This window comes from Nocardioides pyridinolyticus, assembly GCF_054653575.1.
This window is the reverse complement of sequence record NZ_BAAIFY010000040.1, coordinates 1-20,235: the sequence shown is the minus strand read 5'-3', so window position 1 is coordinate 20,235 and position 20,235 is coordinate 1. Positions and strand designations below refer to the sequence as shown.

Annotated in this window: 20 protein-coding genes and 1 tRNA gene; 11 read left to right on the top strand and 10 right to left on the bottom strand. The window is 70.2% G+C overall.

Features of this window, described 5'->3' with window-relative positions; genetic code table 11:
* The 3 genes from ACYQ0U_RS21560 to ACYQ0U_RS21550 all read right to left on the bottom strand — a co-directional run.
* A partial coding sequence (locus ACYQ0U_RS21560; RefSeq protein WP_459975946.1) for an MscL family protein occupies positions 1 to 359 on the bottom strand: 359 nt, incomplete at its 3' end.
* 9 nt (positions 360 to 368) lie between these two features.
* Positions 369 to 989 carry an SAF domain-containing protein gene (locus ACYQ0U_RS21555; RefSeq protein WP_459975945.1) on the bottom strand — a complete coding sequence of 207 codons (621 nt, stop codon included), beginning with the start codon at positions 987 to 989 and terminating at the stop codon, positions 369 to 371.
* 53 nt (positions 990 to 1,042) lie between these two features.
* Positions 1,043 to 1,345 carry an FmdB family zinc ribbon protein gene (locus tag ACYQ0U_RS21550; RefSeq protein WP_459975944.1) on the bottom strand — a complete coding sequence of 101 codons (303 nt, stop codon included), beginning with the start codon at positions 1,343 to 1,345 and terminating at the stop codon, positions 1,043 to 1,045.
* A 94-nt stretch (positions 1,346 to 1,439) separates the two neighbouring features.
* Between ACYQ0U_RS21550 and ACYQ0U_RS21545 the strand changes: the two genes are divergently transcribed.
* Entirely contained in the window at positions 1,440 to 4,001 is a 2,562-nt protein-coding gene (locus ACYQ0U_RS21545) for a penicillin acylase family protein (RefSeq protein WP_459975943.1), read from the top strand.
* A 54-nt stretch (positions 4,002 to 4,055) separates the two neighbouring features.
* Here the strand turns inward: ACYQ0U_RS21545 and ACYQ0U_RS21540 are convergent, their stop codons facing one another.
* Positions 4,056 to 4,631, bottom strand: coding sequence for a 5-formyltetrahydrofolate cyclo-ligase (locus ACYQ0U_RS21540; RefSeq protein ID WP_459975947.1), 576 nt, complete (start codon positions 4,629 to 4,631; stop codon positions 4,056 to 4,058).
* A 32-nt stretch (positions 4,632 to 4,663) separates the two neighbouring features.
* Between ACYQ0U_RS21540 and ACYQ0U_RS21535 the strand changes: the two genes are divergently transcribed.
* The 8 genes from ACYQ0U_RS21535 to ACYQ0U_RS21500 all read left to right on the top strand — a co-directional run bounded on the left by ACYQ0U_RS21535 (position 4,664) and on the right by ACYQ0U_RS21500 (position 10,385).
* The gene (locus ACYQ0U_RS21535) at positions 4,664 to 6,046 is read left to right on the top strand and encodes a UTP--glucose-1-phosphate uridylyltransferase (protein WP_459975942.1); all 1,383 of its coding nucleotides are present in this window, start codon (positions 4,664 to 4,666) and stop codon (positions 6,044 to 6,046) included.
* Positions 6,039 to 7,271, top strand: a complete 1,233-nt coding sequence (glp, locus tag ACYQ0U_RS21530) for a molybdotransferase-like divisome protein Glp (protein ID WP_459975941.1) — start codon at positions 6,039 to 6,041, stop codon at positions 7,269 to 7,271. The genes ACYQ0U_RS21535 and glp overlap by 8 nt, the downstream gene beginning before the upstream one ends.
* Positions 7,271 to 7,741: a cyclic pyranopterin monophosphate synthase MoaC gene (gene moaC / locus ACYQ0U_RS21525; RefSeq protein WP_459975940.1), complete on the top strand. Its 471-nt coding sequence runs from the start codon at positions 7,271 to 7,273 to the stop codon at positions 7,739 to 7,741. The genes glp and moaC overlap by 1 nt, the downstream gene beginning before the upstream one ends.
* Entirely contained in the window at positions 7,738 to 8,217 is a 480-nt protein-coding gene (locus ACYQ0U_RS21520) for a MogA/MoaB family molybdenum cofactor biosynthesis protein (protein WP_459975939.1), read from the top strand. Before moaC ends, ACYQ0U_RS21520 begins: the two co-directional genes overlap by 4 nt.
* Before the next feature lie 21 nt (positions 8,218 to 8,238).
* Complete coding sequence (locus ACYQ0U_RS21515; RefSeq protein ID WP_459975938.1) at positions 8,239 to 8,838, top strand: GNAT family N-acetyltransferase; 600 nt, start codon at positions 8,239 to 8,241, stop codon at positions 8,836 to 8,838.
* A gap of 61 nt (positions 8,839 to 8,899) precedes the next feature.
* Positions 8,900 to 9,757 carry a divisome protein SepX/GlpR gene (gene sepX / locus ACYQ0U_RS21510; RefSeq protein ID WP_459975937.1) on the top strand — a complete coding sequence of 286 codons (858 nt, stop codon included), beginning with the start codon at positions 8,900 to 8,902 and terminating at the stop codon, positions 9,755 to 9,757.
* 19 nt (positions 9,758 to 9,776) lie between these two features.
* Positions 9,777 to 10,244 (top strand): SRPBCC family protein, encoded by a 468-nt coding sequence (locus ACYQ0U_RS21505; protein WP_459975936.1) that lies wholly within the window; start codon positions 9,777 to 9,779, stop codon positions 10,242 to 10,244.
* A 65-nt stretch (positions 10,245 to 10,309) separates the two neighbouring features.
* Positions 10,310 to 10,385, top strand: a tRNA-Ala gene (locus ACYQ0U_RS21500).
* A gap of 106 nt (positions 10,386 to 10,491) precedes the next feature.
* Here the strand turns inward: ACYQ0U_RS21500 and ACYQ0U_RS21495 are convergent.
* From ACYQ0U_RS21495 to ACYQ0U_RS21470, 6 genes are all read right to left on the bottom strand, one after another.
* Positions 10,492 to 11,589, bottom strand: coding sequence for a tyrosine-type recombinase/integrase (locus ACYQ0U_RS21495; RefSeq protein WP_459975935.1), 1,098 nt, complete (start codon positions 11,587 to 11,589; stop codon positions 10,492 to 10,494).
* 96 nt (positions 11,590 to 11,685) lie between these two features.
* Positions 11,686 to 12,501 (bottom strand): IS21-like element helper ATPase IstB, encoded by an 816-nt coding sequence (gene istB, locus ACYQ0U_RS21490; protein ID WP_459975934.1) that lies wholly within the window; start codon positions 12,499 to 12,501, stop codon positions 11,686 to 11,688.
* Positions 12,501 to 13,754, bottom strand: coding sequence for an IS21 family transposase (gene istA, locus ACYQ0U_RS21485; protein WP_459975933.1), 1,254 nt, complete (start codon positions 13,752 to 13,754; stop codon positions 12,501 to 12,503). The genes istB and istA overlap by 1 nt, the downstream gene beginning before the upstream one ends.
* A 674-nt stretch (positions 13,755 to 14,428) precedes the next feature.
* Entirely contained in the window at positions 14,429 to 14,743 is a 315-nt protein-coding gene (locus ACYQ0U_RS21480; RefSeq protein ID WP_459975932.1) for a hypothetical protein, read from the bottom strand.
* Positions 14,744 to 14,786: 43 nt separating this feature from the next.
* Entirely contained in the window at positions 14,787 to 14,969 is a 183-nt protein-coding gene (locus ACYQ0U_RS21475; protein WP_292605720.1) for a YegP family protein, read from the bottom strand.
* Complete coding sequence (locus ACYQ0U_RS21470; RefSeq protein ID WP_459975931.1) at positions 14,963 to 15,184, bottom strand: hypothetical protein; 222 nt, start codon at positions 15,182 to 15,184, stop codon at positions 14,963 to 14,965. Before ACYQ0U_RS21470 ends, ACYQ0U_RS21475 begins: the two co-directional genes overlap by 7 nt.
* A gap of 2,951 nt (positions 15,185 to 18,135) precedes the next feature.
* On the opposite strand from ACYQ0U_RS21470, the gene ACYQ0U_RS21465 reads away from it, so the two are divergent.
* Both ACYQ0U_RS21465 and ACYQ0U_RS21460 read left to right on the top strand, forming a co-directional pair.
* Positions 18,136 to 18,606 carry a MarR family winged helix-turn-helix transcriptional regulator gene (locus ACYQ0U_RS21465; protein ID WP_459975930.1) on the top strand — a complete coding sequence of 157 codons (471 nt, stop codon included), beginning with the start codon at positions 18,136 to 18,138 and terminating at the stop codon, positions 18,604 to 18,606.
* Between the two features lie 80 nt (positions 18,607 to 18,686).
* Positions 18,687 to 19,946, top strand: coding sequence for an MFS transporter (locus ACYQ0U_RS21460; protein ID WP_459975929.1), 1,260 nt, complete (start codon positions 18,687 to 18,689; stop codon positions 19,944 to 19,946).
* Positions 19,947 to 20,235: the final 289 nt, after the last annotated feature.

Below are 20,235 nucleotides of genomic sequence, written 5' to 3'. Positions count from 1 at the left end.
CGGTCGGTCGGACGGCCCTGCTGCGCCGCGAGCAGGTCGCGGATCTCCTGGAGGAGCTGGATGTCCTCCGGGGTGCCGGGAGGAGCCGGCGGGAAGTAGCGGTCGCGGATCTTCGTGTAGGGCAGCACCACGAAGAAGTAGACGACGGTCGCCAGGATCAGGAACGAGATCAGGGCGTTGACGAAGAAGCCGCCGTCGCCCAGCTCCGTGCCCTTGAACGTCTCCTGGGCGCCCGGCAGTTGCCCGGTCAGGAACGCCGTGAACGCGGTGACCACCGCGCCGAAGGCCGTACCGATGATGACCGCGATGGCCAGCTCCACGAGGTTGCCGCGGAGGAGGAAGTTCTTGAATCCGCTCATGCCCCGACGCTAGCCCGTGAACGCGACGGTGAGGAAGGTCCGCGCCGCCGCGTCCGCGACCACGGGTACGTCGGACGGCGGCACGCCGAGCACGACCAGCCGCCCGCCCAGGCCCGTGACGCCCGGGTCGCTGTCGTCGGCCGGCAGCGCGAGCACCGGCACGTCGGTCGCGACCAGCGACGCCGGTCCGCCCTCGGGGTCGGCGGCGACCAGGTCGATCCGGTCGCCCACCGTGAGCAGCCCGGCGACGCCGGCGTCGGGCAGCCGCACCGGCACGGCGGCGAGGCCGGGGTAGCCGGTGGTGAGCCCCGGTCCCACGAGACGGACGTCGGTCACCGGCTCGCCCGCGCGCAGCGGGGCCGCGAGCGTGCGGCCGCCGGCCTCCTCGACCGCGCCGGCGGGCACCGAGCCCGGCGCGAACCCGACCGTGCGCAGGTCGGTGTCGCCGAGCACCGCCCCGGACGGGAGGTCCCGGGCGGCGACCGTCACGGGAACCTCGGCCGGCGGGGGAGCGGCCGCCGCGTGCAGGCCGGCGGCGACCGCGACAGCGGTCAGCAGCGCGGCGAGCAGCCGGCGTCGGGCCAGCACGGCACGGCGTACGGGACGGAGCAGGGTGGCGAGGCGGCGCATGGCCGCGACGCTAGGCGGGATCGACCGGCGGTGCGCCGGTCATCCACAGGGCCTCAGTCGGACGAGGACGAGGAGGCGGTGGCCGGGGCCGGCGTCGACTCGCTCTTGGTCTCGGGCTTGGTCTCGGTCTTCGTGGTGCCGGAGGCCGTGCCGGAGGCGGGGTCGGTCGAGCTGGAGCCGGAGCGGCTGTCGGTCCGGTAGAAGCCGGAGCCCTTGAACACCACGCCCACGGCGTTGAACAGCTTGCGCAGCCTGCCCCGGCACTCCGGACAGGTGGTGAGCGCGTCCTCCGAGAAGCTCTGGACCTGCTCGAAGGCGTGACCGCATTCGGTGCAGGCGTACTGGTAGGTCGGCACGTGCCCTCCTGTATCGAGATCCTCCGCTGGCACTCTACCCAAGCGAGTGCCAATGGTACGACACGGCACAATGGCGGGCGACATGGTTGCTGGGGTGACGGTTCTCCGGGGGTGGCCGCGGGCCGTCCGCGTCGCGACGTACGTCGCGGCGGGCCTGGTCCTGCTGCTCGTCGTCGGTCTGGCCGCGGTGGTCCACCTGGTGCGGCAGCCGTTCCCGCAGACCACGGGCACCATCGACGTCCCCGGCCTGGACGGCACCGTCGAGGTCGTGCGCGACGAGCACGGCATCCCGCAGGTCTACGCCGACACCCTCGACGACCTGATGCGCGCCCAGGGCTTCGTGCACGCGCAGGAGCGGTTCTTCGAGATGGACGTCCGGCGGCACGCGACGGCCGGCCGGCTCGCCGAGATGTTCGGCGAGGATGCCGTCGAGAGCGACCGGTACGTCCGCACGATGGGCTGGCGCCAGGTGGCCGAGCGGGAGGTCGCGCTGGTGACGCCCGAGACCCGCGCCGCGCTGACGGCGTACGCCGCCGGGGTCAACGCCTACCTCGACGAGCACTCGCCGGGCGAGATCGCGGTGGAGTACACCGTGCTCAACGCCGGCGGCCTCGGCTACGAGCCCGAGCCGTGGACCGCGGTCGACTCGGTCGCCTGGCTCAAGGCGATGGCGTGGGACCTGCGCGGCAACATGACCGACGAGATCGACCGGGTGCTCGCGCTGGAGGGGCACACGGCCGCCGAGGTGGCCGAGCTGTACCCGGCCTACGACTACCAGGCGCACGCGCCGATCGTCGGCCAGGGCGCGGTCGTCGACGGGGCCTTCGAGCAGGACGCGACCGGACCGGGCACGCGCAACCCCACGCGCCCGGCGTACACCGCCGACATGCGCGCGGCGCTCACCCGCCTGCGCGCCGGCGTCGCGGACATGCCCGAGCTGCTGGGCCACGGGGACGGCCTCGGCAGCAACAGCTGGGTCGTCGACGGCGAGCACTCCGAGACCGGGGCGCCGCTGCTCGCCAACGACCCGCACCTCGGGGTGAGCATGCCGGGCATCTGGATGCAGATGGGCCTGCACTGCCGCACGGTCACCGAGGACTGCCCGCTCGAGGTCTCGGGCTTCACGTTCTCCGGCGTCCCGGGCGTGATCATCGGCCACAACGCCGACATCGCGTGGGGCTTCACGAACCTCGGCCCCGACGTGAGCGACCTCTACCTCGAGCGGGTCGAGGGCGACCGCTGGCGCTACGACGGCCGCTGGAAGCCGCTGCGCACCCGCACCGAGACCATCGAGGTGGCCGACGGCCCCGACGTCGAGCTGACCGTCCGGGCGACCGACCACGGCCCGCTGCTCTCGGACGTCGCCGACGACATCGCCGAGGTCGGGAAGGTCCGGGACGACGCCTACGCCGTCGCGCTCAGGTGGACCGCGCTCGAGCCGTCGCGCACCGCGGACGCCGTGCTGGAGATGAACCGGGCGAGCACCTGGGACGAGTTCCGGAACGCGGCGGCGTCGTTCGCGGTCCCGGCGCAGAACCTCGTCTACGCCGACCGCGACGGCCACATCGGCTACCAGGCGCCCGGCCGGATCCCGATCCGCAAGTCCGGCAACGACGGCCGGCTGCCGGCACGGGGCTGGCTGCCCGAGGACGACTGGACCGGCGACCACGTGCCGTTCGCCGGGCTGCCCAGCGTGCTCGACCCCGACGAGGGCTACGTCGTGACGGCGAACCAGGCGGTCACGGGTCCGGACTACCCCTACTTCCTCACCGACGACTGGGACCGCGGCTACCGCTCCGAGCGGATCCGCGACCTGATCGAGCGGCGGGGGACGCTGTCGGTCGACGACATGCTCGCGATCCAGCTCGACGACCAGCACCCGCTCGCGACCGTGCTCACGCCGTACCTCCTCGACCTCGACGTGGGGCACGGCTACTACGCCGGCGGCCAGCGCCGGCTGCGGGACTGGGACGGCCGGCAGGACGCCGACAGCGTGGGCGCGGCGTACTTCAACGCGGTCTGGCGCAACCTGCTCTCGCTGACCTTCCACGACGACCTGCCCGAGGAGATCTGGCCCGACGGCGGCGACCGGTGGTACGCCGTGGTGTCGAACCTGCTGCGCGAGCCGGACAGTCCCTGGTGGGACGACAAGCTCACCGAGGACGTCACCGAGACCCGCGATGACATCCTCGAGCAGGCGCTGCGCGACGCCCGTGACGAGCTGACCCGACGGCAGGCGCTCGACCCCGACGCGTGGACGTGGGGGCACCTGCACCGGCTCGAGCTGCGCAGCCCGACCCTCGGCGAGTCCGGCATCGGGCCGGTCGAGTGGCTGGTCAACCGCGGCGGCTGGGAGGTCGGGGGTGGCGCCTCGACCGTGAACGCGACGGGGTGGGACGCCGCCGAGGGCTACGGCGTCGACAGCGCCCCCTCGATGCGGATGGTCGTCTCGCTGGCCGACTGGGACGACTCGCGGTGGATCAGTCTCACCGGCGTCTCCGGGCATCCGTTCAACCGCCACTACACCGACCAGACCGACCTGTGGGCCGACGGCGAGACGCTGCCCTGGCCGTTCACCCAGGACGCCGTCGAGGAGGCCGGGCACGACGTGCTGACGCTCCGGCCGGGCCCTTCGTCGGCCGTCCCGGTGGGGTAGTCCCTGACGGATTGGGGGTCGACACGCCGGCTCGGACCCCGATCTCGGCAGGGACTACCCCACCGATCGGATCCCCGCAGGCGTCGCCACGGACAGCACCGGCCGGTCGTGCGGCTCGACCGGCACCTCGATGCCGACCTCCTCGTCGTAGAGCAGGGCGCAGGTGAACGTGCCGACCGGCACCCGGCCGAGCGCGCGGTCGTAGCAGCCGCCGCCCCGGCCCAGCCGGACGCCGGCGGGGGAGACCGCGAGGGCCGGGACCAGCACGACGTCGGCGGTCCCGATGGAGTCGACGCCGAGCCGCTCGGCGGTCGGCTCGAGCAGGCCGTAGCGCGCGGGCACGAGGTCGTCCGGCCCGGTGTACACCGCCCAGTCGAGGTCCAGGTCGGGCAGCGTCACGGGGAGCACCACCCGCTTGCCGGCCGCCCGCAGGCCGTCGAGCAGCGGGCCGGTGCCGGGCTCCCCGCCGACCGAGACGTACGCCGCCACGGTCGCCGCCCGGCGTACCGGCTCCGACGCGAGGAGGTGCCGGGCGATCTCCCGTGCGGCCGTCCCGACCTCGGTCAGCGGGCGCCGGTTGCGGGCGGTGGTGAGCCGGTCGCGGGCGGCGACCTTGGCGGGTGATTGCATCGCGGTCACACGGGAACTCTACGATCGTGGGCATGGGTAGTGCTGGCCTGAACAAGGCGCGCGAGAAGATGGCGGCGGCCGGTGTGGACGAGGTGGCGATCGAGACGTTCGCCCACTACTTCCGCCTCCTCGAGCACGGGGAGACCGGGATGATCCCCGAGTCCACCATCGAGCCGGTCGACATGCCGTCGCTCGCGAGCGTGGAGGTGTCCGACGCGGACGCCGCCGCCGCGATCCGCGGCACCGCGGTCATCAAGCTCAACGGCGGCCTCGGCACGTCGATGGGCATGGACCGCGCGAAGTCGCTGCTCTGCGTGCGCCGGGGACTGTCCTTCCTCGACGTGATCGCCCGCCAGGTGCTGCACCTGCGGGAGAAGTACGACGCCACGCTGCCGCTGCTCTTCATGAACAGCTTCCGCACCTCCGCCGACACGATGGCGGCGCTGGCGCGCTACGACGACCTCCCCGTCGAGGGACTGCCGCTGGAGTTCCTCCAGAACAAGGAGCCCAAGCTCCTCGCCAAGGACCTCACCCCGGCCAGCTGTCCCAAGGACCCCGACCTGGAGTGGTGTCCGCCCGGCCACGGCGACATCTACACCGCGCTGCGCGGCACCGGCCTGATCGACCTGCTGCTGGCCGCCGGCTACCAGCGGGTGTTCGTCTCGAACTCCGACAACCTCGGCGCGGTCCCCGACCCGCGGGTCGCGGGCTGGTTCGCGACGAACGGTGCGCCGTTCGCGATCGAGGCGGTCCGGCGTACCCCCTCCGACCGCAAGGGCGGCCACTTCGCCCGCCGCAAGGCCGACGGCCGGATCGTGCTCCGCGAGAGCGCGCAGACGCTCGACGCCGACCGGGAGGCGCTGGCCGACCTCGACCGGCACCGGTTCTGCTCGACCAACAACATCTGGTTCGACCTCGCCGCGATGAAGGAGGTCCTCGACCAGCGCGACGGCATCCTCGGCCTGCCGCTGATCCGCAACGTCAAGACGCTCGACCCGGGCGACACGTCCACCCCGGAGGTGATCCAGATCGAAACCGCGATGGGCGCGGCCGTCGAGGTGTTCGAGGGGTCCCGGCTGATCGAGGTCGGGCGCGACCGCTTCGTGCCGGTCAAGACCACGAACGACCTGCTGGTGCTGCGCTCCGACGTCTACGACATCGGGTCCGACTTCGTGCTCGACCAGGTCGCCCCCGACGTGCCGTTCATCGACCTCGACGGCGACTTCTACAAGCTCGTCGGCGAGTTCGACAAGCGCTTCCCCGACGGCGCGCCGTCGCTGAAGAAGGCGTCCTCGCTGCGCATCGACGGCGACTTCACCTTCGGCCACGGGGTCCAGGTCGTCGGCGACGTCGCCCTCGAGGCCCCCTCCGCCCAGCGGGTCCCGGCCGACACGGTCCTCTCGACCGATGGCTGACGGCCTGCTCTCGGTCGACGAGCACCTCGCCCGGATCCTCGAGGGCATCGAGCCGCTGCCGGCCTTCCCGCAGCCGCTGATGGAGGCCCTCGGACTGGCCGCTGCCGAGGACGTCGTCGCGCCGATCAACCTGCCGTCCTTCGACAACTCCGCGATGGACGGGTACGCCGTCCGGCACGCCGACGTCGCCACGGCCTCCGCCGAGTCGCCGGTGCACCTGCCGGTCGTCGGCGAGATCGGCGCGGGCCAGGCGCAGCTGCTCGCGCTGCCGCCGGGCACCGCCGCGAAGATCATGACCGGCGCCCCGGTGCCGGCCGGCGCGGACTCGGTCGTGCCCTACGAGTGGACCGACCGCGGGGTCGCCCAGGTGCAGATCGAGCAGGCCCCGACGCTGGGCCAGCACGTGCGTCCCGCCGGCGACGACGTCGAGGTCGGCGACGTGCTGGTGTCCGCCGGTGCCGTGCTCGGCCCGCGCCACCTCGGCCTACTCGCGGCCGTCGGCCGCCCGACCGTGCTGGCCCGCCCGCGGCCGCGCGTGGTCGTGGTCTCCACCGGCTCGGAGCTGCGCGAGCCCGGCACCGAGCTCGGCCACGACTCGATCTACGACGGCAACTCGTTCCTGCTCGCCGCCGCCGCGCGGCGGGCCGGCGCGGTCGCCTACCGCGTCGGCATCGTCCCCGACGAGCCGCGGCTGTTCCTCGACGCGATCCACGACCAGCTGGTCCGGGCCGACCTGGTCGTCACCAGCGGCGGTGTCTCCCAGGGCGACTACGACGTCGTGAAGGAGGCGCTCTCGCCGCTCGGCACGGTGTGGTTCGGCGGTGTCGCGATGCAGCCGGGGAAGCCGCAGGGCTTCGGCCACGTGGGCGAGGACCGGACGCCGATCTTCACGCTGCCGGGCAACCCGGTGTCGTCGTACATCTCCTTCGAGCAGTTCGTGCTGCCGGCGATCCGCAAGCTGATGGGCCGCACCCCCTACGCCCGGCCGACGGTCTCCGCGCGGCTCACCCACGACCTGCGCTCGCCCGACGGCCGGCGGCAGTTCGCGCGGGCGTCGTACTCGGTGGAGAAGGACGGCCCCGCCGTCACGCCGGTGGGCGGACACGGTTCCCACCTGATGGGCGATCTGGCACAGTCCGACGCGCTGGTCGTGGTGCCCGAGGGCGTCGGCTCGGTGGCGGCCGGCGAGCAGGTGCAGGTGCTGAGGCTCGACGAGGAGTTCTGATGGCGGACCGTCTCACCCACGTCGACGACTCCGGCGCCGCCCGGATGGTCGACGTGTCCGGCAAGGACGTCACCGCCCGGACGGCGTCCGCCTCCGGCCGCGTGCTCGTCTCGTCCGAGGTCGTCGCGCTGCTCCGCGGCGAGGGGGTGCCGAAGGGCGACGCGCTCGCGGTCGCCCGGATCGCCGGGATCATGGGCGCCAAGCAGACGCCCTCGCTCATCCCGCTGTGCCATCCGCTGGCGGTCTCCGGCGTGACCGTCGACCTCGCGGTCGCCGACGACGCCGTGGAGATCACCGCGACCGTGAAGACCACCGACCGCACGGGCGTGGAGATGGAGGCGCTGACCGCGGTGTCGGTCGCCGCGCTCACCGTCGTCGACATGGTCAAGGCCGTCGACAAGGGCGCGGTCATCACCGACGTGCGCGTCGAGACCAAGACCGGCGGCAAGTCGGGGGACTGGGCTCGATGACCTCCCTGCGAGCCGAGGTCGTCGTCGCATCCAACCGCGCGGCCGCCGGGGTCTACGAGGACACCACCGGCCCGGTGCTCGTGGAGTTCCTCCAGGAGCTGGGCTTCGTGGTCGACGCGCCGATCGTCGTACCCGACGGCGAGCCGGTGGGCGCCGCGATCGCCGCGGCCGCCGACGGAGGAGCGCGGGTCGTGCTCACCACCGGCGGCACCGGCCTCACGCCGACCGACCGGACGCCCGAGGTGACGCGCGCGCTGCTGGACTTCGAGGTGCCGGGGATCGCCGAGGCGATCCGGGCGTACGGCGTGCAGCAGGGCGTCCCGGGCGCGGTGCTGTCCCGTGGGCTCGCGGGCGTGGTCGGGAGCTGCCTGGTCGTGAACCTCCCCGGATCGCGCGGTGGGGTCAAGGACGCGATCGCCGTGCTGCGGCCGGTCCTCGTGCACGCGGCGGAGCAGGTCGTCGGCAGCGACCACTGAGTCCGGGGGACGGGAGCGACCATGAGCGGCTGGCCGGCCTGGCTCACCTCGGGCGACGTGACGGTCCGCCCGCTGGCCTACCGCGACGCCCGCGCCTGGCGCGACGCCCGCCGTCGCAGCGCCGCGTGGCTCCGCCCCTGGGACGCGACCGTGCCCCCCGGCGCCGACGCGCGGCCCTCGACGTTCCGGGCACTGGTGCGCCGCCTGCACAAGCAGGCGCGGGCCGGGACGACGTACCCCTTCGCGATCGACGTGGACGGCCGCTTCGCCGGGCAGATCACCGTCAACAACATCGTGCGCGGGTCGGCGCAGTTCGCCTCGATCGGCTACTGGCTGGACCGGGAGTATGCCGGCCGCGGTGTGATGCCGCGCGCGGTCGCGCTGGTCATCGACCACTGCTTCACCACGGCGGGCCTGCACCGCGTCGAGGTGGCGATCCGTCCGGAGAACTCCAACTCCCTGCGGGTGGTGGAGAAGCTCGGTCTGCGGGAGGTCGGCTACGCCCCCAGGTTCCTCCACATCGACGGCGAGTGGCGCGACCACCGGCTGTACGCGATCACGCGCGAGGAGTGCCCGGAGGGACTGCTCGCCCGCCTCGGATCCCAGCAGTCACACGAGTGATTTTGCGACACACCTGTTGACCTCCGTCGCAGCGTGAGGTAGCGCTCCTAACCTCTGACTCGTGGACCTGAGCGCACTGATCTTCGTCGCCCTCGCCGTGGCGTGGGCCGTCTACCTCGTTCCGAAGGCGCTCCGCCACCACGACGACGTCGTGCGCAGCCGGTCGGTGGAGCGGTTCTCCCACTCGATGCGGGTGCTGGCGCGGCGCGAGCCGGTCAGCAAGAAGAGCGCCCGGCTCGTGGTCACCCCGGGCCGGCCGGCCGCCGAGGCCACCGTCGCCACCAAGCCCCACCACCGACCCGAGCCCCAGCGGACGGCCGAGGCTCAACAGGTCCCCGTCACCCCGGACCGGATCCGGGCCCAGCGCGCAGCGGCGAAGCGGGCGACCAAGCGGCGGCGGAACGTCCTCGCGCTGATCCTGCTGGCCAATCTGGCCACGGTCGGCGTCGCGGCGTTCGGCGTCATCGCGTGGTGGTACGTCGCGATCCCGGCCGGCCTCCTGGTCGCCTGGCTCGTGACCTGCCGGATCATGGTCAAGGGCGAGCGCAGCCGGCTGGTCGCGCCGTCGTCCCGGATCCCGGTGGAGGTGGAGACGCCCGAGGAAGTGGTGGTCGAGGAGGAGGAGACCGAGGCGGAGGAGACCGACGAGGTCGACCCGCTCGCCGACACCTCCGCCGGCATGGCCGCGGTCGTCGACCCGGCGCTCTGGGACCCGGTGCCGGTCACGCTCCCGACGTACGTCGGCAAGCCGGCCGCGACCCGCCGCACGGTCCGCACCATCGACCTCGAGGGCACGGGCGTGTGGACGTCCGGCCGCACCGAGGTCGACGCGGCCCTCGCCCGCGAGGCCGACGAGGCGGACCGCGCCGCGCGCGAGGCCCGCGACAGCGGCAACGGAGAGCGCGCCACCGGCTCCTGAGAGCCACTAGTCTCAGCGCATGGCTCTCGAGCTCGTCGCGTCCCGGACCTACCCGGCCGGCGTCGCGCGCTCCTTCGACGCCGCCCTCGCGCTGCCGTTGCCGTACCTGTTCGCGCACCGGTACGCCGCCCTCCCACCCGTCAAGCAGGTGCTCGACCAGGAGGCGTGGGACGCCGCCGGCTGCACGCGCACGATCGTGCTCGGCGACGGCGGCACGATCCGGGAGACCCTCACCGAGGTCGACCGTCCGCACCACTTCGCCTACCGGCTCGCCGACATCACCGGCCCGATGACCCTGCTCGTGAGCTCGGTCGACGGCCGGTTCGCCTTCGAGCGCGCCGGCACCGGCGTCCGGATCACCTGGTCCTGGGTGGTCCACCCGCGCGGGCGCCTCGGCGCTGTCGCCATGCCGCTCTTCGCCCGGATGTGGCACCCCTACGCCCGCACCGCCCTGGCCCGCCTCGAGGACGCCCTCATCGAGCAGTGACACACCCGGGGTCCGATTCGGCCCCCGCCCATGCCGGGTGCTAACGTTTCGGCTCGCAACAACCTGGGGCTGTGGCGCAGTTGGTAGCGCGTCTCGTTCGCAATGAGAAGGTCAGGGGTTCGAATCCCCTCAGCTCCACCAGGCACCAAAGAATCCGCAGGTCGCTGTGACCTGCGGGTTCTCGCATTTGCTGGCTCTGACGGCGGGCGACTGACACCGGGGGAGTTCGCGGCGACGGCCCGTCCACTTACCCCCGGCGTACCCCCGGCCGTTCTGAGGCTCGCTGGGGACCCCCCGTGGGCCTGCGGCTCGGGTCGTTGAGGCGGTCCAGCCCCGCCTGGTCGGCCGAGGTGCCCAGGAAGTGCAGGTAGCGGTTGGTCGTGGCGATCGACTCGTGCCCCATCCACGCCTGGACCGTGCCCGGGTCCACACCCCGAGCCAGCCACAGGCACGCTGCGGTGTGCCGCAGGTCGTGGATCCGCCTGCCCCCGCCCGTCCGGTCCCACTTCACCGTCCGCAGCACCGCGGTGCGGTGCAGCCGAGCACCGCCCGCGGTCGTCAGCAGCAGGCCGGTCGGCTCCTTGGAGACGACGAGCCGCCGGATGATCGGCAGGATCCGGTCGGCCACCGGCACCCGGCGCCCGCGCCGGCCCTTGGTCGCCTTCACCGCTCCTCCCTCGGTCTGCGAGCGCCGGACCAGCAGGCCAGCCGTCGGCACCTCGACCACGTCCTCAACCAGCACGGCCCGTGCCTCGCCCCACCGCATCCCCGTCCAGCCGAGCACCAGTAGGACGTCGGCCAGGTGCGGGTCGTGCTCGCGCCACCGCTCATAGGCGGCCTCGAGCTCGGCCTCGGTCCACGGCCGCATCTCGGTGGGCTCCTCCGACGACCGGGGGACCTTCGTCCCGGTCACCGGGTTCCGCACGATGATCTTCTCCCGCACGCACCAGGCGAAGAAGCTGGACAGGCTCGCCCGGTACCGGACCACCGAACGCTCGCTGAGACCGCCCTGGATCAGCGTCTCGAACGAACGTGCCACCTCGCGCTCGGAGACGGCCGCGACCTGCATCGCCTGCAGGCTCGTCGGGACCAACCGCTGCAGGGCCTGGTCTGTCCGATAGGTCTTGGCCGCCACGGTGAACTCCCGGATGACCAGCCATTCCTCCAGTAGCGCCCGCACGAGACGCCGTCCTGTGCGCGGATCCACGCCCCCGGCGAGCGACGCTCGTTCGCGCGCGAGCCAGTCGCTCGCCTCCCGCTTGGTGTCGAACGTGCGGCTGGTGACGAACTGACGGCCGCTCTTCAATCGCGCCCGGAACCGACCGCTGGGGGTCTTCTCGATCATGTCGGATGCCCTCCGCTCGCCGCGTCTACGACGCTTGTCAACGGCGGCTGAAAACTGACCCCTTTCCGCCGGTTGAAAACTGACCCCCTCGGTCTTCTAGTTCTCTTCGTTGACGGCCGCGGGGACGCGGCCGAGTTCTCGGTTCTTCAGCCGGTAGGAGTCGCCCTTGAGTGCGATGACCTCGGCGTGGTGGACGAGCCGGTCGATCATGGCCGCGGCGACGGTGTCGTCGCCGAAGACCTCGCCCCAGCGGGCGAAGTTCTTGTTGGACGTCACGATCAGGCTGGCGCGTTCGTAGCGGGATGAGACGAGCTGGAAGAACAGGTTCGCTGCCTCGGGCTCGAAGGGGATGTAGCCGACCTCGTCGATGACCAGCACCGGGTAGCGCACCAGTTTGCGGAGCTCGTCTTGCAGCCGGCCGGCGTGGTGGGCCTCGGCGAGCCGGTCGACCCACTGGGACGCGGTGGCGAACAGGACCCGGTGCCCGGCCTGGCAGGCCCGGATCGCGAGCCCGGTGGCCAGGTGGGTCTTCCCGGTGCCGGGTGGGCCGAGCAGGACGACGTTCTCCTTGGCGGCGACGAAGTCCAGGGTGCCCAGGTGCGCGATGGTCTCCCGTTTCAGGCCGCGGGCGTGGTCGTAGTCGAAGTCCTCCAGGCTCTTCCTCGCCGGGAACCGTGCGGCGCGGATCCGTCCCTCGCCGCCGTGGGTCTCGCGCGCAGCGACCTCGCGTTGCAGGCAGGCCGCGAGGAACTCCTCATGGGTCCAGGACTCCTCCCGGGCACGTTCGGCGAGCCGTTCGACCGATTCGCGCAGGGTCGGCGCCTTCAACGCCCGGGTCAGGTACTCCAGCTCACCGGTGACATCGCGACCGGTCCTCGCCGCGCTGGTCTTCGTGGTCGACCTGGCCGCCATCACGACACCTCCCCATCGACGAGGCCGAGTGCTCGGTCGTAGAAGCCGAGCGAGCGGATCTCGACCTCCTCACCGGTGACCGCGTCCGCGACCGGGCGCAGCAGGTCCGCGCGACCGTGGCGCAGGTGCTTGGCGGCGACGGTGTGCTCGAAGTCGGTGATGGTCTGGTGCTGGGCCCATACGCGGGCGTGGTCGGCGACGATCGCGCCCTCACAGGTCACCCACACTCGGTCCAGGTCGGCGTGGACCTCGATCCGCCGCCCGACCACGGCAGGGTGGACGGAGTAGTCGTTGGAATCCAGGCGCACGTAGTGGTCGCGCGGCAGCCGCAGCGACTGACGCCAACCGACCTCGGGCGCGACCGGCGGCAGCGGCAGCATCGCTGCCCGGTCAGCGACCACCCGGTCACCGGGCGTGCAACCCAGGACCCGCATCTTCCGGGCATTCGCCTTCACGAAGAACCCGGCGAGCTGGGTGTTGAAGTCGGCCGGGGACTCGAACGTCCGGCCCGGCAGGAACGACCGCTCGAGGTAGTCGTGGAGCCGCTCCAGCATGCCCTTGGCTTCGGGGTCAGCGGGCTTGCAGATCACCACCTTCGCGCCCAGCACGCCGCGGAACGCCTGGCAGTCGACGGTGAGCTCGGGTTGGCGGGCACGCCACCGGCCCACCGCGGCTTCGCCGTCCCACACCAACGTCTTCGGCACACCGAGCAGCTGCTCGGACAGCAGCCGCCACCAGCCCGCGTACAGGTCCCGCGCGTCGCGCGAGGGGATCAACAGCCCGCCTGACCAGCGTGAGTAGCCGGTCACCGTGGTCATCACGGGCAGCCGCTTCGCGGTGCGGGTCTGGCCGTAGCCGACCGGGATCTCGATGTCGGGGAACCAGAAGTCGAACTGCGCCAGCTCCCCGGCCTCATAGGTCGTGCGGGAGGCCGGGTCCGGCGGCAGGTAGGCCGGCCGCAGCTCGCGCACACGCTCCTTGAAGACCGTCATCCCACGCGTCCAGCCGACCCGCTCGGCGATCACCGTGGCCGGCATCGTCGGAAACGCCTGCAACTGCTCACGGATCCGGGGCTCGAACGCATCCACAGCCGACCCCGTCGGCTTCCGCACGTACTTCGGCGGCCCCTCGGACGCCAGCGCGGCGCGCACCGTGTTCCGCGAGACCCCCAACGTCCTGGCGATCATCTTGATCGGCAACCCCTCGGTCCTGTGCAGCCGACGGATCTCAGCCCAATCCTCCACTGACAACACTCCTCGTCCCCCTGCCTCACGACTGGTGAGGACAGGGTCTCGGAGGGGGTCAGTTTTCGACCGTCGATAGGGGGTCAGTTTTCAGGCGCCGACGACAACGCTCGTGCAAGCCATTGCTCGACGTCGAGGCGCCGATACCGCGGACAGGTCGGCGTCATCCACGTCACTCGCGGACCCATCCCACGCTGTCGCCACCGGCACAGGGTCGACTCCGACACCCGGATCCACTTCGCGACTTCACTGCTGGTGAGAATCTCCTCCACCGTTTCCATCTGGTCACCTCCGACCACCAGGGGCGGCGGCAGGCGCCGCCCGCGATCCATTGATGGTCACCTAAGAACGCGAAGCCTCGCCGAGCGATCAATGTCGCCTGTGGAATTCCTGCCTTGCCTCCGCAGCTGGGGATGAGAATCGCTGTCCGGTTGCTCCCGGCTCTCGTCGCCGAGACCGCCGTGCCGCCGGTTCTTCGTGCGCGCTGCTCAGCGCCGCATATCGGCGACGGTTGTTTCCGGAACTGCCAAGGTCCGATGTTGAATACCAAATGATGCGCACGCGAGGGCGCAGATGCGCAGCTCGTGGGTCGACGCTCCGGGTATCCGACTGGTCCAGCCCACGTACAGCAAGTCGAGGCCTGCGCGTGAGGTCTCACAGTGGCAGGTCCGAGCCTCGTGAGATCAGTCCCGGCCTACGTGTCGACGCAGCCGACGCTCGACCGAGGACGCGGTCATCGTGTAGACGTCTTGATCGGCGCCGGCCTCGATCAGCAGTTCGGCGACTTCCTGCCGAATGGATTGGAAGAGCGGGATCGCGCTCCATCTGCCCTTGGCACGTCCGGCTGCCAGTCCGAGCAGCACCGGGTCGTCGGTGATCCTTCGCACTTCGGTGACTGCTTGCTCCGGGGGTGTGCCGTTGCGGACAGCGCGCCGCGCAACTTCCTCGAGGGTTGCTACCTGGCGCTGCTGCTGAGCGAGCAATCGCATCTCAGTCACCTCGACGACCGTGGGCGCACAGCACGGGAGGCGTCTGTATGTCTCATACCTCGACGACGTTTGCCGTGAGTGCGGTGACGCGGAGGCGTTCGATATCTGCGATGGCGCCGGTTCGCGTGATGTAGCCGCCGTTGCGCGCCATGATCTGGCCGTCCCAGTCCCGGAGCACCCAGTGGTGCTCGCCGCGTTCCTCATAGACCTCGAAGAGTCCCGCGATCTTCAACACGGCACGTGCTCCTGGGCTTCGCTGCGCGGGTTCGTGGCGAGTTCCGAGGTGGGCTCATTCGGGAAGTCGACCATCACCTCAAGTGCAGGACCATCTGCGACCCACACTCGCTCTGCGCCGACCTGAAGCAAGGCGGCCTCGAGGGCGCCCAGCACAGCGTCGAGCAACTTGAGGCTGAGGTCGGGCGGAATGGTCGCCACGTGGGTCGCGTTCACACGTTCCTACTTCCAGACGCTTCTTGTCTCGGGCGCGGAAGGCCTGATCCACCGGGAGCACAGCGATTCGCACAGCGATTCGGTGGATCAGGCCCACGCTCACTGGCCTCCTGAGGAAGGGAGGGACGGGAGGCCAGTTCACCTGCTGTCAGCAGCTTGGGAGTTGCTACTGCAGTTCGGCCGAAGGCTAGGGCGAATCCGCCTCCGTGGCAGCGGTGACTGACGAGTAAGAGACCCACGTCATAGCGGGACCGAGCGTCCGGAGGATGACAATCTTCCGGAACGACGGCAACCTCCTCGGTGTCCATCCTGCCAACGTCGTGAATAGCGGCTGGAACATCTCGCCCAGCGCGCAGACGGCAGTACGCGGGCCTGTTCTCGGGTTCGGACATCTCACTGTTTCGCGACTGACGCCATCCGTCGGCTTCTCGGACGGGCATGCTCCGCACTACGCGTAGGTGAGGGGAACTCAGAATGTGGTCCGGGCTCCTCGATGGAGCGTCGTCTTTGTCTGATACTTGGCGAGCATTGTCTCGCGGTCTGAGTCACGCTGGAGCATGTTGGCGCGACGCCGGCGAGGCGAGCAACGCGCAGGCCCACCGGCCTGCTGTCGAACAGGCCCCGCCGCGCCCATCGGTGTCCAGGACGGTGGTTCCGGTGACAGGTAGGGATCGGCTGGCGGATCCACACACGGCCGTCCCTTCGAAGAGGGCCACATGCGTGTCGTTGAGTACCCGGCCCCGTTTCGGCAACGACTGGGCGGAACGGGGCCGGGCTCGCGTCGCCTGTTCGATGGAGGTCGAGGAAGGTCGTCGCGAATCCGGTGGCGCCCAGAGGCTCTCGGGTCCTCCAGGCGTCAGCGGTGGGCCGAACGTAATAGCGTCGCCCAGGTGACCGGCCGGTAAGAGACCTACGTCATAACGCCGGGCTGCGTCCGTATCAACCTTGGGCGAAACGAGGACGTCGATCGGCTATTAGCTGGACCATAGCCTGGTCGTTCTCGGGCCGGGTACCGCACAGGGACAAGGCTTGACCCCAGCACGCGGTTGCAGCACCCCTCTGGCCGCAACCTGGGGGTATCACTGGCGCGGTAAGGGTCTGGCCGGGACACCGAGCCTGTGAGAAGTAGTGAGTACCCCGTCGCCGTTCGCGGCCAAGTTCTGGCGCGTTTTGCTCCTCCGGAACTGCCTCGGGTCCTGTCAGGCCTCGTAACCGTCGTGCTCCGCTCAGCACGCGGGTCGTGGCGCTCGGAGCGCCCCGGGCGGCCGTCGGGCTATGACGTACGTCTCCTACTGGCCAGTCGCGTATCGAACAGGCCGCGGGAACGCCTAGCGTCACAACGGCGGAAGCCAGCCGACCGGGGGGTCGCATGGCTGAGGCCAGCCGTCGTGTTGATCTGCTCCGTCGGTCAACTGGCGACTGCGGGCTCGCCGGCACAGACTTGCGGCGAGCCCGGAACCCCCACGGGACAAGGCACCAGCTTCTCGTAGGGGGAGTAGGAGGTCTGCTCGCAGCAAGGGATCGTCGAGGCGTGCTCCCTATGTGGGCGAAACCCGCCGACGTCGCCCTTGTATCTGGACGAACGAGCGATCCACGCGGCTCGCTCGGTGGGAGCGAGCGTCAGCGATGCGATGCTCGGTGGTGGTTGGTATCGGTCGGGACGTCCCGTTTGTCGGCATGTCTGTCGTGCGCATTCGGCGCACAAGGGCGAGGTCGCAGACCCCGTGCCCTGAGTCCTTTACCGCCGTCACGGTGGCCGCTACATCAGTCGGCAGTCCGTCCGGCAGGTCGTAGCGCTTAGGGATCTACGTTCGGCGTTCGATGCCTGGCGGCAGCGCTCCGGCGATTAGGCGCAGTGCGTTGCGCACGGGCAGCCATCCGGCTCCGAGAAGGGTGCCATCCAAGCGGCGGCGCTCGAGGTGTGCCAAGAGTTTCCCGACGGCTTCGGGATCATTTCGGATGACTCGGAGAGCTTGCTCGGGGGAGGGGGACGACACCCTCGGTGATTCTCCGTCAGGGCTCGGGGGCAGCTGGCTCGGAGCCTCGGCTCGAGGCTCGGAGGCGGCCTGCACGTCCTGCGCTCGGTACCGGGGGACGTCGATGAGCCGGATCTCGATGGCGCCCTTCCGGGCGCCGAGCCGCCGTAGTGCGGCGTCGTTGCGGCACCGAGTCGAACACCAGATTGGGCGTCGGCCGACGCCGCGATAGACGACTGTTCCGCCGCAGTTCGGGCAAGACCGAACATCTCCTGGCTGCTGATCATGGTCGGCCATCGAAGGCTCCAGGCGGCTGGGGGACTTACCCTCGTTTCGCACAATCGAAACACTCGGGCGACCGAAGATGCAAGAGGTGTGTGGCACTTCGTCTATCGCATTGAGTTGGGGGAGGCATCGCATTGGGGGCGGCGGAGACTGACGGAACCTCGACGGAGTCACCCGCTCCGGATGCGATACCGAGCATGTCGGATGAGGAGCTGGCTGAGGCCGACGACCTTTGGATCGTCATCGATCCGTGGACTCGTCGCTTCCTTGGGAATAGAGCACCCGAGGCGGCTCGACCGCGGACTTCGGAGGTCCGGTCGATCTCGCGGATCGTCGAGGATGTGACGGCGTCACTGGGGCGACGCTCCGCGGAGCGCTCGGATATGGCCGCTGCTGGGTACAGGCTTCGGCGCGTCGCACCACGCTCGCGGGCGCAAGGTGGGACATAGGTGTCGTGCCCGACATTCCGAGCGGCCGTCTGCATCGCTGAGCACGAGCCGTGGCAAGGCAGGGCCGTCGGCTAACGGTGTAGTGAAGTTCGGACGTTGCCGGTCGTGGGCGGCGGCGAGCGCTTGTCCATGCCGAACTGGTTTGGGCCGCATCGGGGCGCGCTGGACCGCAGACTGGCGATGGAGCCGATGTCCGCACTCGCTGGTGGTCGAGTGTATATGTATGTGCTATACATATACAATGGGAGAGACTCTGAGCCGCCTCGCACGCCTCGACGACTCGCTCACAGCCGTCCGTGTCGCCATAAAGCGGCCTCGCTACCGCCGCGCCTTGTTGGAAGGCATCGACGTACCAGGCGGTGACGGTGTTCTGCGCTCCCTGCGGGCCATCGAACTCCTCACGGGAGAGACCCGCCCCTCGATCAAGGCGATAGCGGCACAGCTTGGTATCGAGCACTCGACTGCAAGCCGGCTCATTGACGGCGCAGAGCGGAATGGGCTGCTCACCAAGCAGAGCTCCCAAGCCGACCTCAGACGAACCGACCTCTCCCTGACGGAGAAGGGCGAGCACGTCCTCGAGCAGAGTTCGATCCGACGGCAAGACCTTCTCGACGCCGCGACACGAGAATGGTCCCCGCAGGAACTGGAAACCCTGGCCGACCTCCTGGACCGCCTTACCGAGGGACTCGAATCCCTCCAGGACAAGGCGTGAGTCGTCAGCGTGTCCAAGTCGCTCGCAACAACCGCGAAGCGCAAGGCGGGGCTCACCTTCCGCCCCGAGGTCTCTACCGCATGTTGTTCGACCCGGTCCTCGGCTCCTTCTTCTGGGGCAAGACCGTTTCTTCGATCGGCATCTGGATCCACAACGTCGTCGCAGCAACCGTCGCCTACCAGGTCACAGGCTCCGCACTCATCGTCGGACTGGTGAGTGTCGCCCAGTTCGGTCCGCAACTGGCCCTCGCGCCCCTCAGTGGCAAATGGTCGGACCAGGGGAACGCCGCCTTGCAGATCATCCTTGGCCGGTTCGTCACTGCCGCCGGTTCCGCAGGGATGGCGGTGGTGCTGTGGGCAGCGAGCGGAGTCGATGGTCTCCAGGACGCGACATGGATCATTGCGTTCTCTGTCGTGGTCGGAATCGGGTTCGCTCTGGGGGGCCCGGCCATGCAGTCCGTCGTCCCGCTCATGATCCGGCCCGGGGAGATGGCTGCCGCCATGACGCTCAACAGCGTCCCGATGACGCTCTCGCGTGCCATTGGACCTGCGCTCGGCGCTCTGATCGTCACCCACTTCGACGCAGTGATCGCGTTCGTCATCGCGTCTGCGACGAATGTCGCCTACGCCGTGTGCGTCATGCTGCTGAAGCTCCCGCGCCGAGCCCTCGCGGCTGGCAGTGATGGCACAATTCGCGGCGCCCTGCGCCACACCATGGCGGATAGCAGGCTGCTCATGCTCCTGGTCGGGATCGCGGCGGTGGGGTTCGGGATCGAACCCACCATGACCTTGGTGCCGTCGCTCGCCGATGAGCTGGGCGGCGGTCCGGACCTGGTGGGTTGGCTCGTGTCCGCATTCGGGGTGGGTTCGGGGATCGGCTTCGTGCTCTTCACTCCTTTGGATCGCCGACTCAGAATCGATACGTTGGCTGTTCTGGGCCTGGTGTTCATAGCGCTGGGTCTGGGTGTCGCGGGAGCGTCCGTGTGGTTGTCCGCGCCAGTCGTCGCACTTGGCGGCCTGGCCATTTCTGGTCTTGGGATGACGCTGGCCTTCAGTGGCATCACGACGCAGATTCAAGATCGTGTGTCGGACGATCTGCGCGGCCGTGTCATGGCGTTGTGGTTCGTCGCGTTCCTGGGTGCACGCCCGTTGGCCGCAGCCTCCACCGGATATGTCGCGGACGTCGTCGCCATCGAAGCTGCGTTCGTGGCGGGTGGAGTGATCGTTGGCCTGGTCGCGCTGCTCACGGGTGTGCGACGTCCCCATCCACATCGCGCAGGACCGGTTGAGCCCCAGGATCAAGCTGCATTGCTGCTGACGCGGGACGCCCGGGACGTCTGAGTCGCTTCGCGCCATTCGGGTCCCGGATGGCCCCGCCCCCAAAGGGTTCGGTCAGGGCGACGGTTGCCGAGAGCGCCCCTTTCCCGGGCTCCGGGATGCAGGCAGGGAGTGGGGACGGCTGTCGAACGCTCGAGGGGTGTCCGTTTCGTCTCGTGCGTGAGGAGTGCATGAGCACGTCGGGAGTGTGAGCGTTGACACAACATGCAAAACATGCCTATGTTCTGCATGGACGAGCCCAATTCCCGAGAGGCAAATTGATGAACACACGAAAGTTGCGAATGCGCGGCAT

Excerpts from the sequence above, each read along its gene's own strand:
- ACYQ0U_RS21495 (WP_459975935.1), bottom strand. The coding sequence starts at position 11,589 with ATGATCGAGAAGACCCCCAGCGGTCGGTTCCGGGCGCGATTGAAGAGC.
- ACYQ0U_RS21535 (WP_459975942.1), top strand. The coding sequence starts at position 4,664 with ATGGGTAGTGCTGGCCTGAACAAGGCGCGCGAGAAGATGGCGGCGGCC.
- moaC (WP_459975940.1), top strand. The coding sequence starts at position 7,271 with ATGGCGGACCGTCTCACCCACGTCGACGACTCCGGCGCCGCCCGGATG.
- ACYQ0U_RS21515 (WP_459975938.1), top strand. The coding sequence starts at position 8,239 with ATGAGCGGCTGGCCGGCCTGGCTCACCTCGGGCGACGTGACGGTCCGC.
- istB (WP_459975934.1), bottom strand. The coding sequence starts at position 12,501 with ATGGCGGCCAGGTCGACCACGAAGACCAGCGCGGCGAGGACCGGTCGC.
- ACYQ0U_RS21555 (WP_459975945.1), bottom strand. The coding sequence starts at position 989 with ATGCGCCGCCTCGCCACCCTGCTCCGTCCCGTACGCCGTGCCGTGCTG.
- ACYQ0U_RS21460 (WP_459975929.1), top strand. The coding sequence starts at position 18,687 with ATGTTGTTCGACCCGGTCCTCGGCTCCTTCTTCTGGGGCAAGACCGTT.
- ACYQ0U_RS21505 (WP_459975936.1), top strand. The coding sequence starts at position 9,777 with ATGGCTCTCGAGCTCGTCGCGTCCCGGACCTACCCGGCCGGCGTCGCG.
- ACYQ0U_RS21465 (WP_459975930.1), top strand. The coding sequence starts at position 18,136 with ATGGGAGAGACTCTGAGCCGCCTCGCACGCCTCGACGACTCGCTCACA.
- ACYQ0U_RS21540 (WP_459975947.1), bottom strand. The coding sequence starts at position 4,631 with ATGCAATCACCCGCCAAGGTCGCCGCCCGCGACCGGCTCACCACCGCC.
- glp (WP_459975941.1), top strand. The coding sequence starts at position 6,039 with ATGGCTGACGGCCTGCTCTCGGTCGACGAGCACCTCGCCCGGATCCTC.
- ACYQ0U_RS21520 (WP_459975939.1), top strand. The coding sequence starts at position 7,738 with ATGACCTCCCTGCGAGCCGAGGTCGTCGTCGCATCCAACCGCGCGGCC.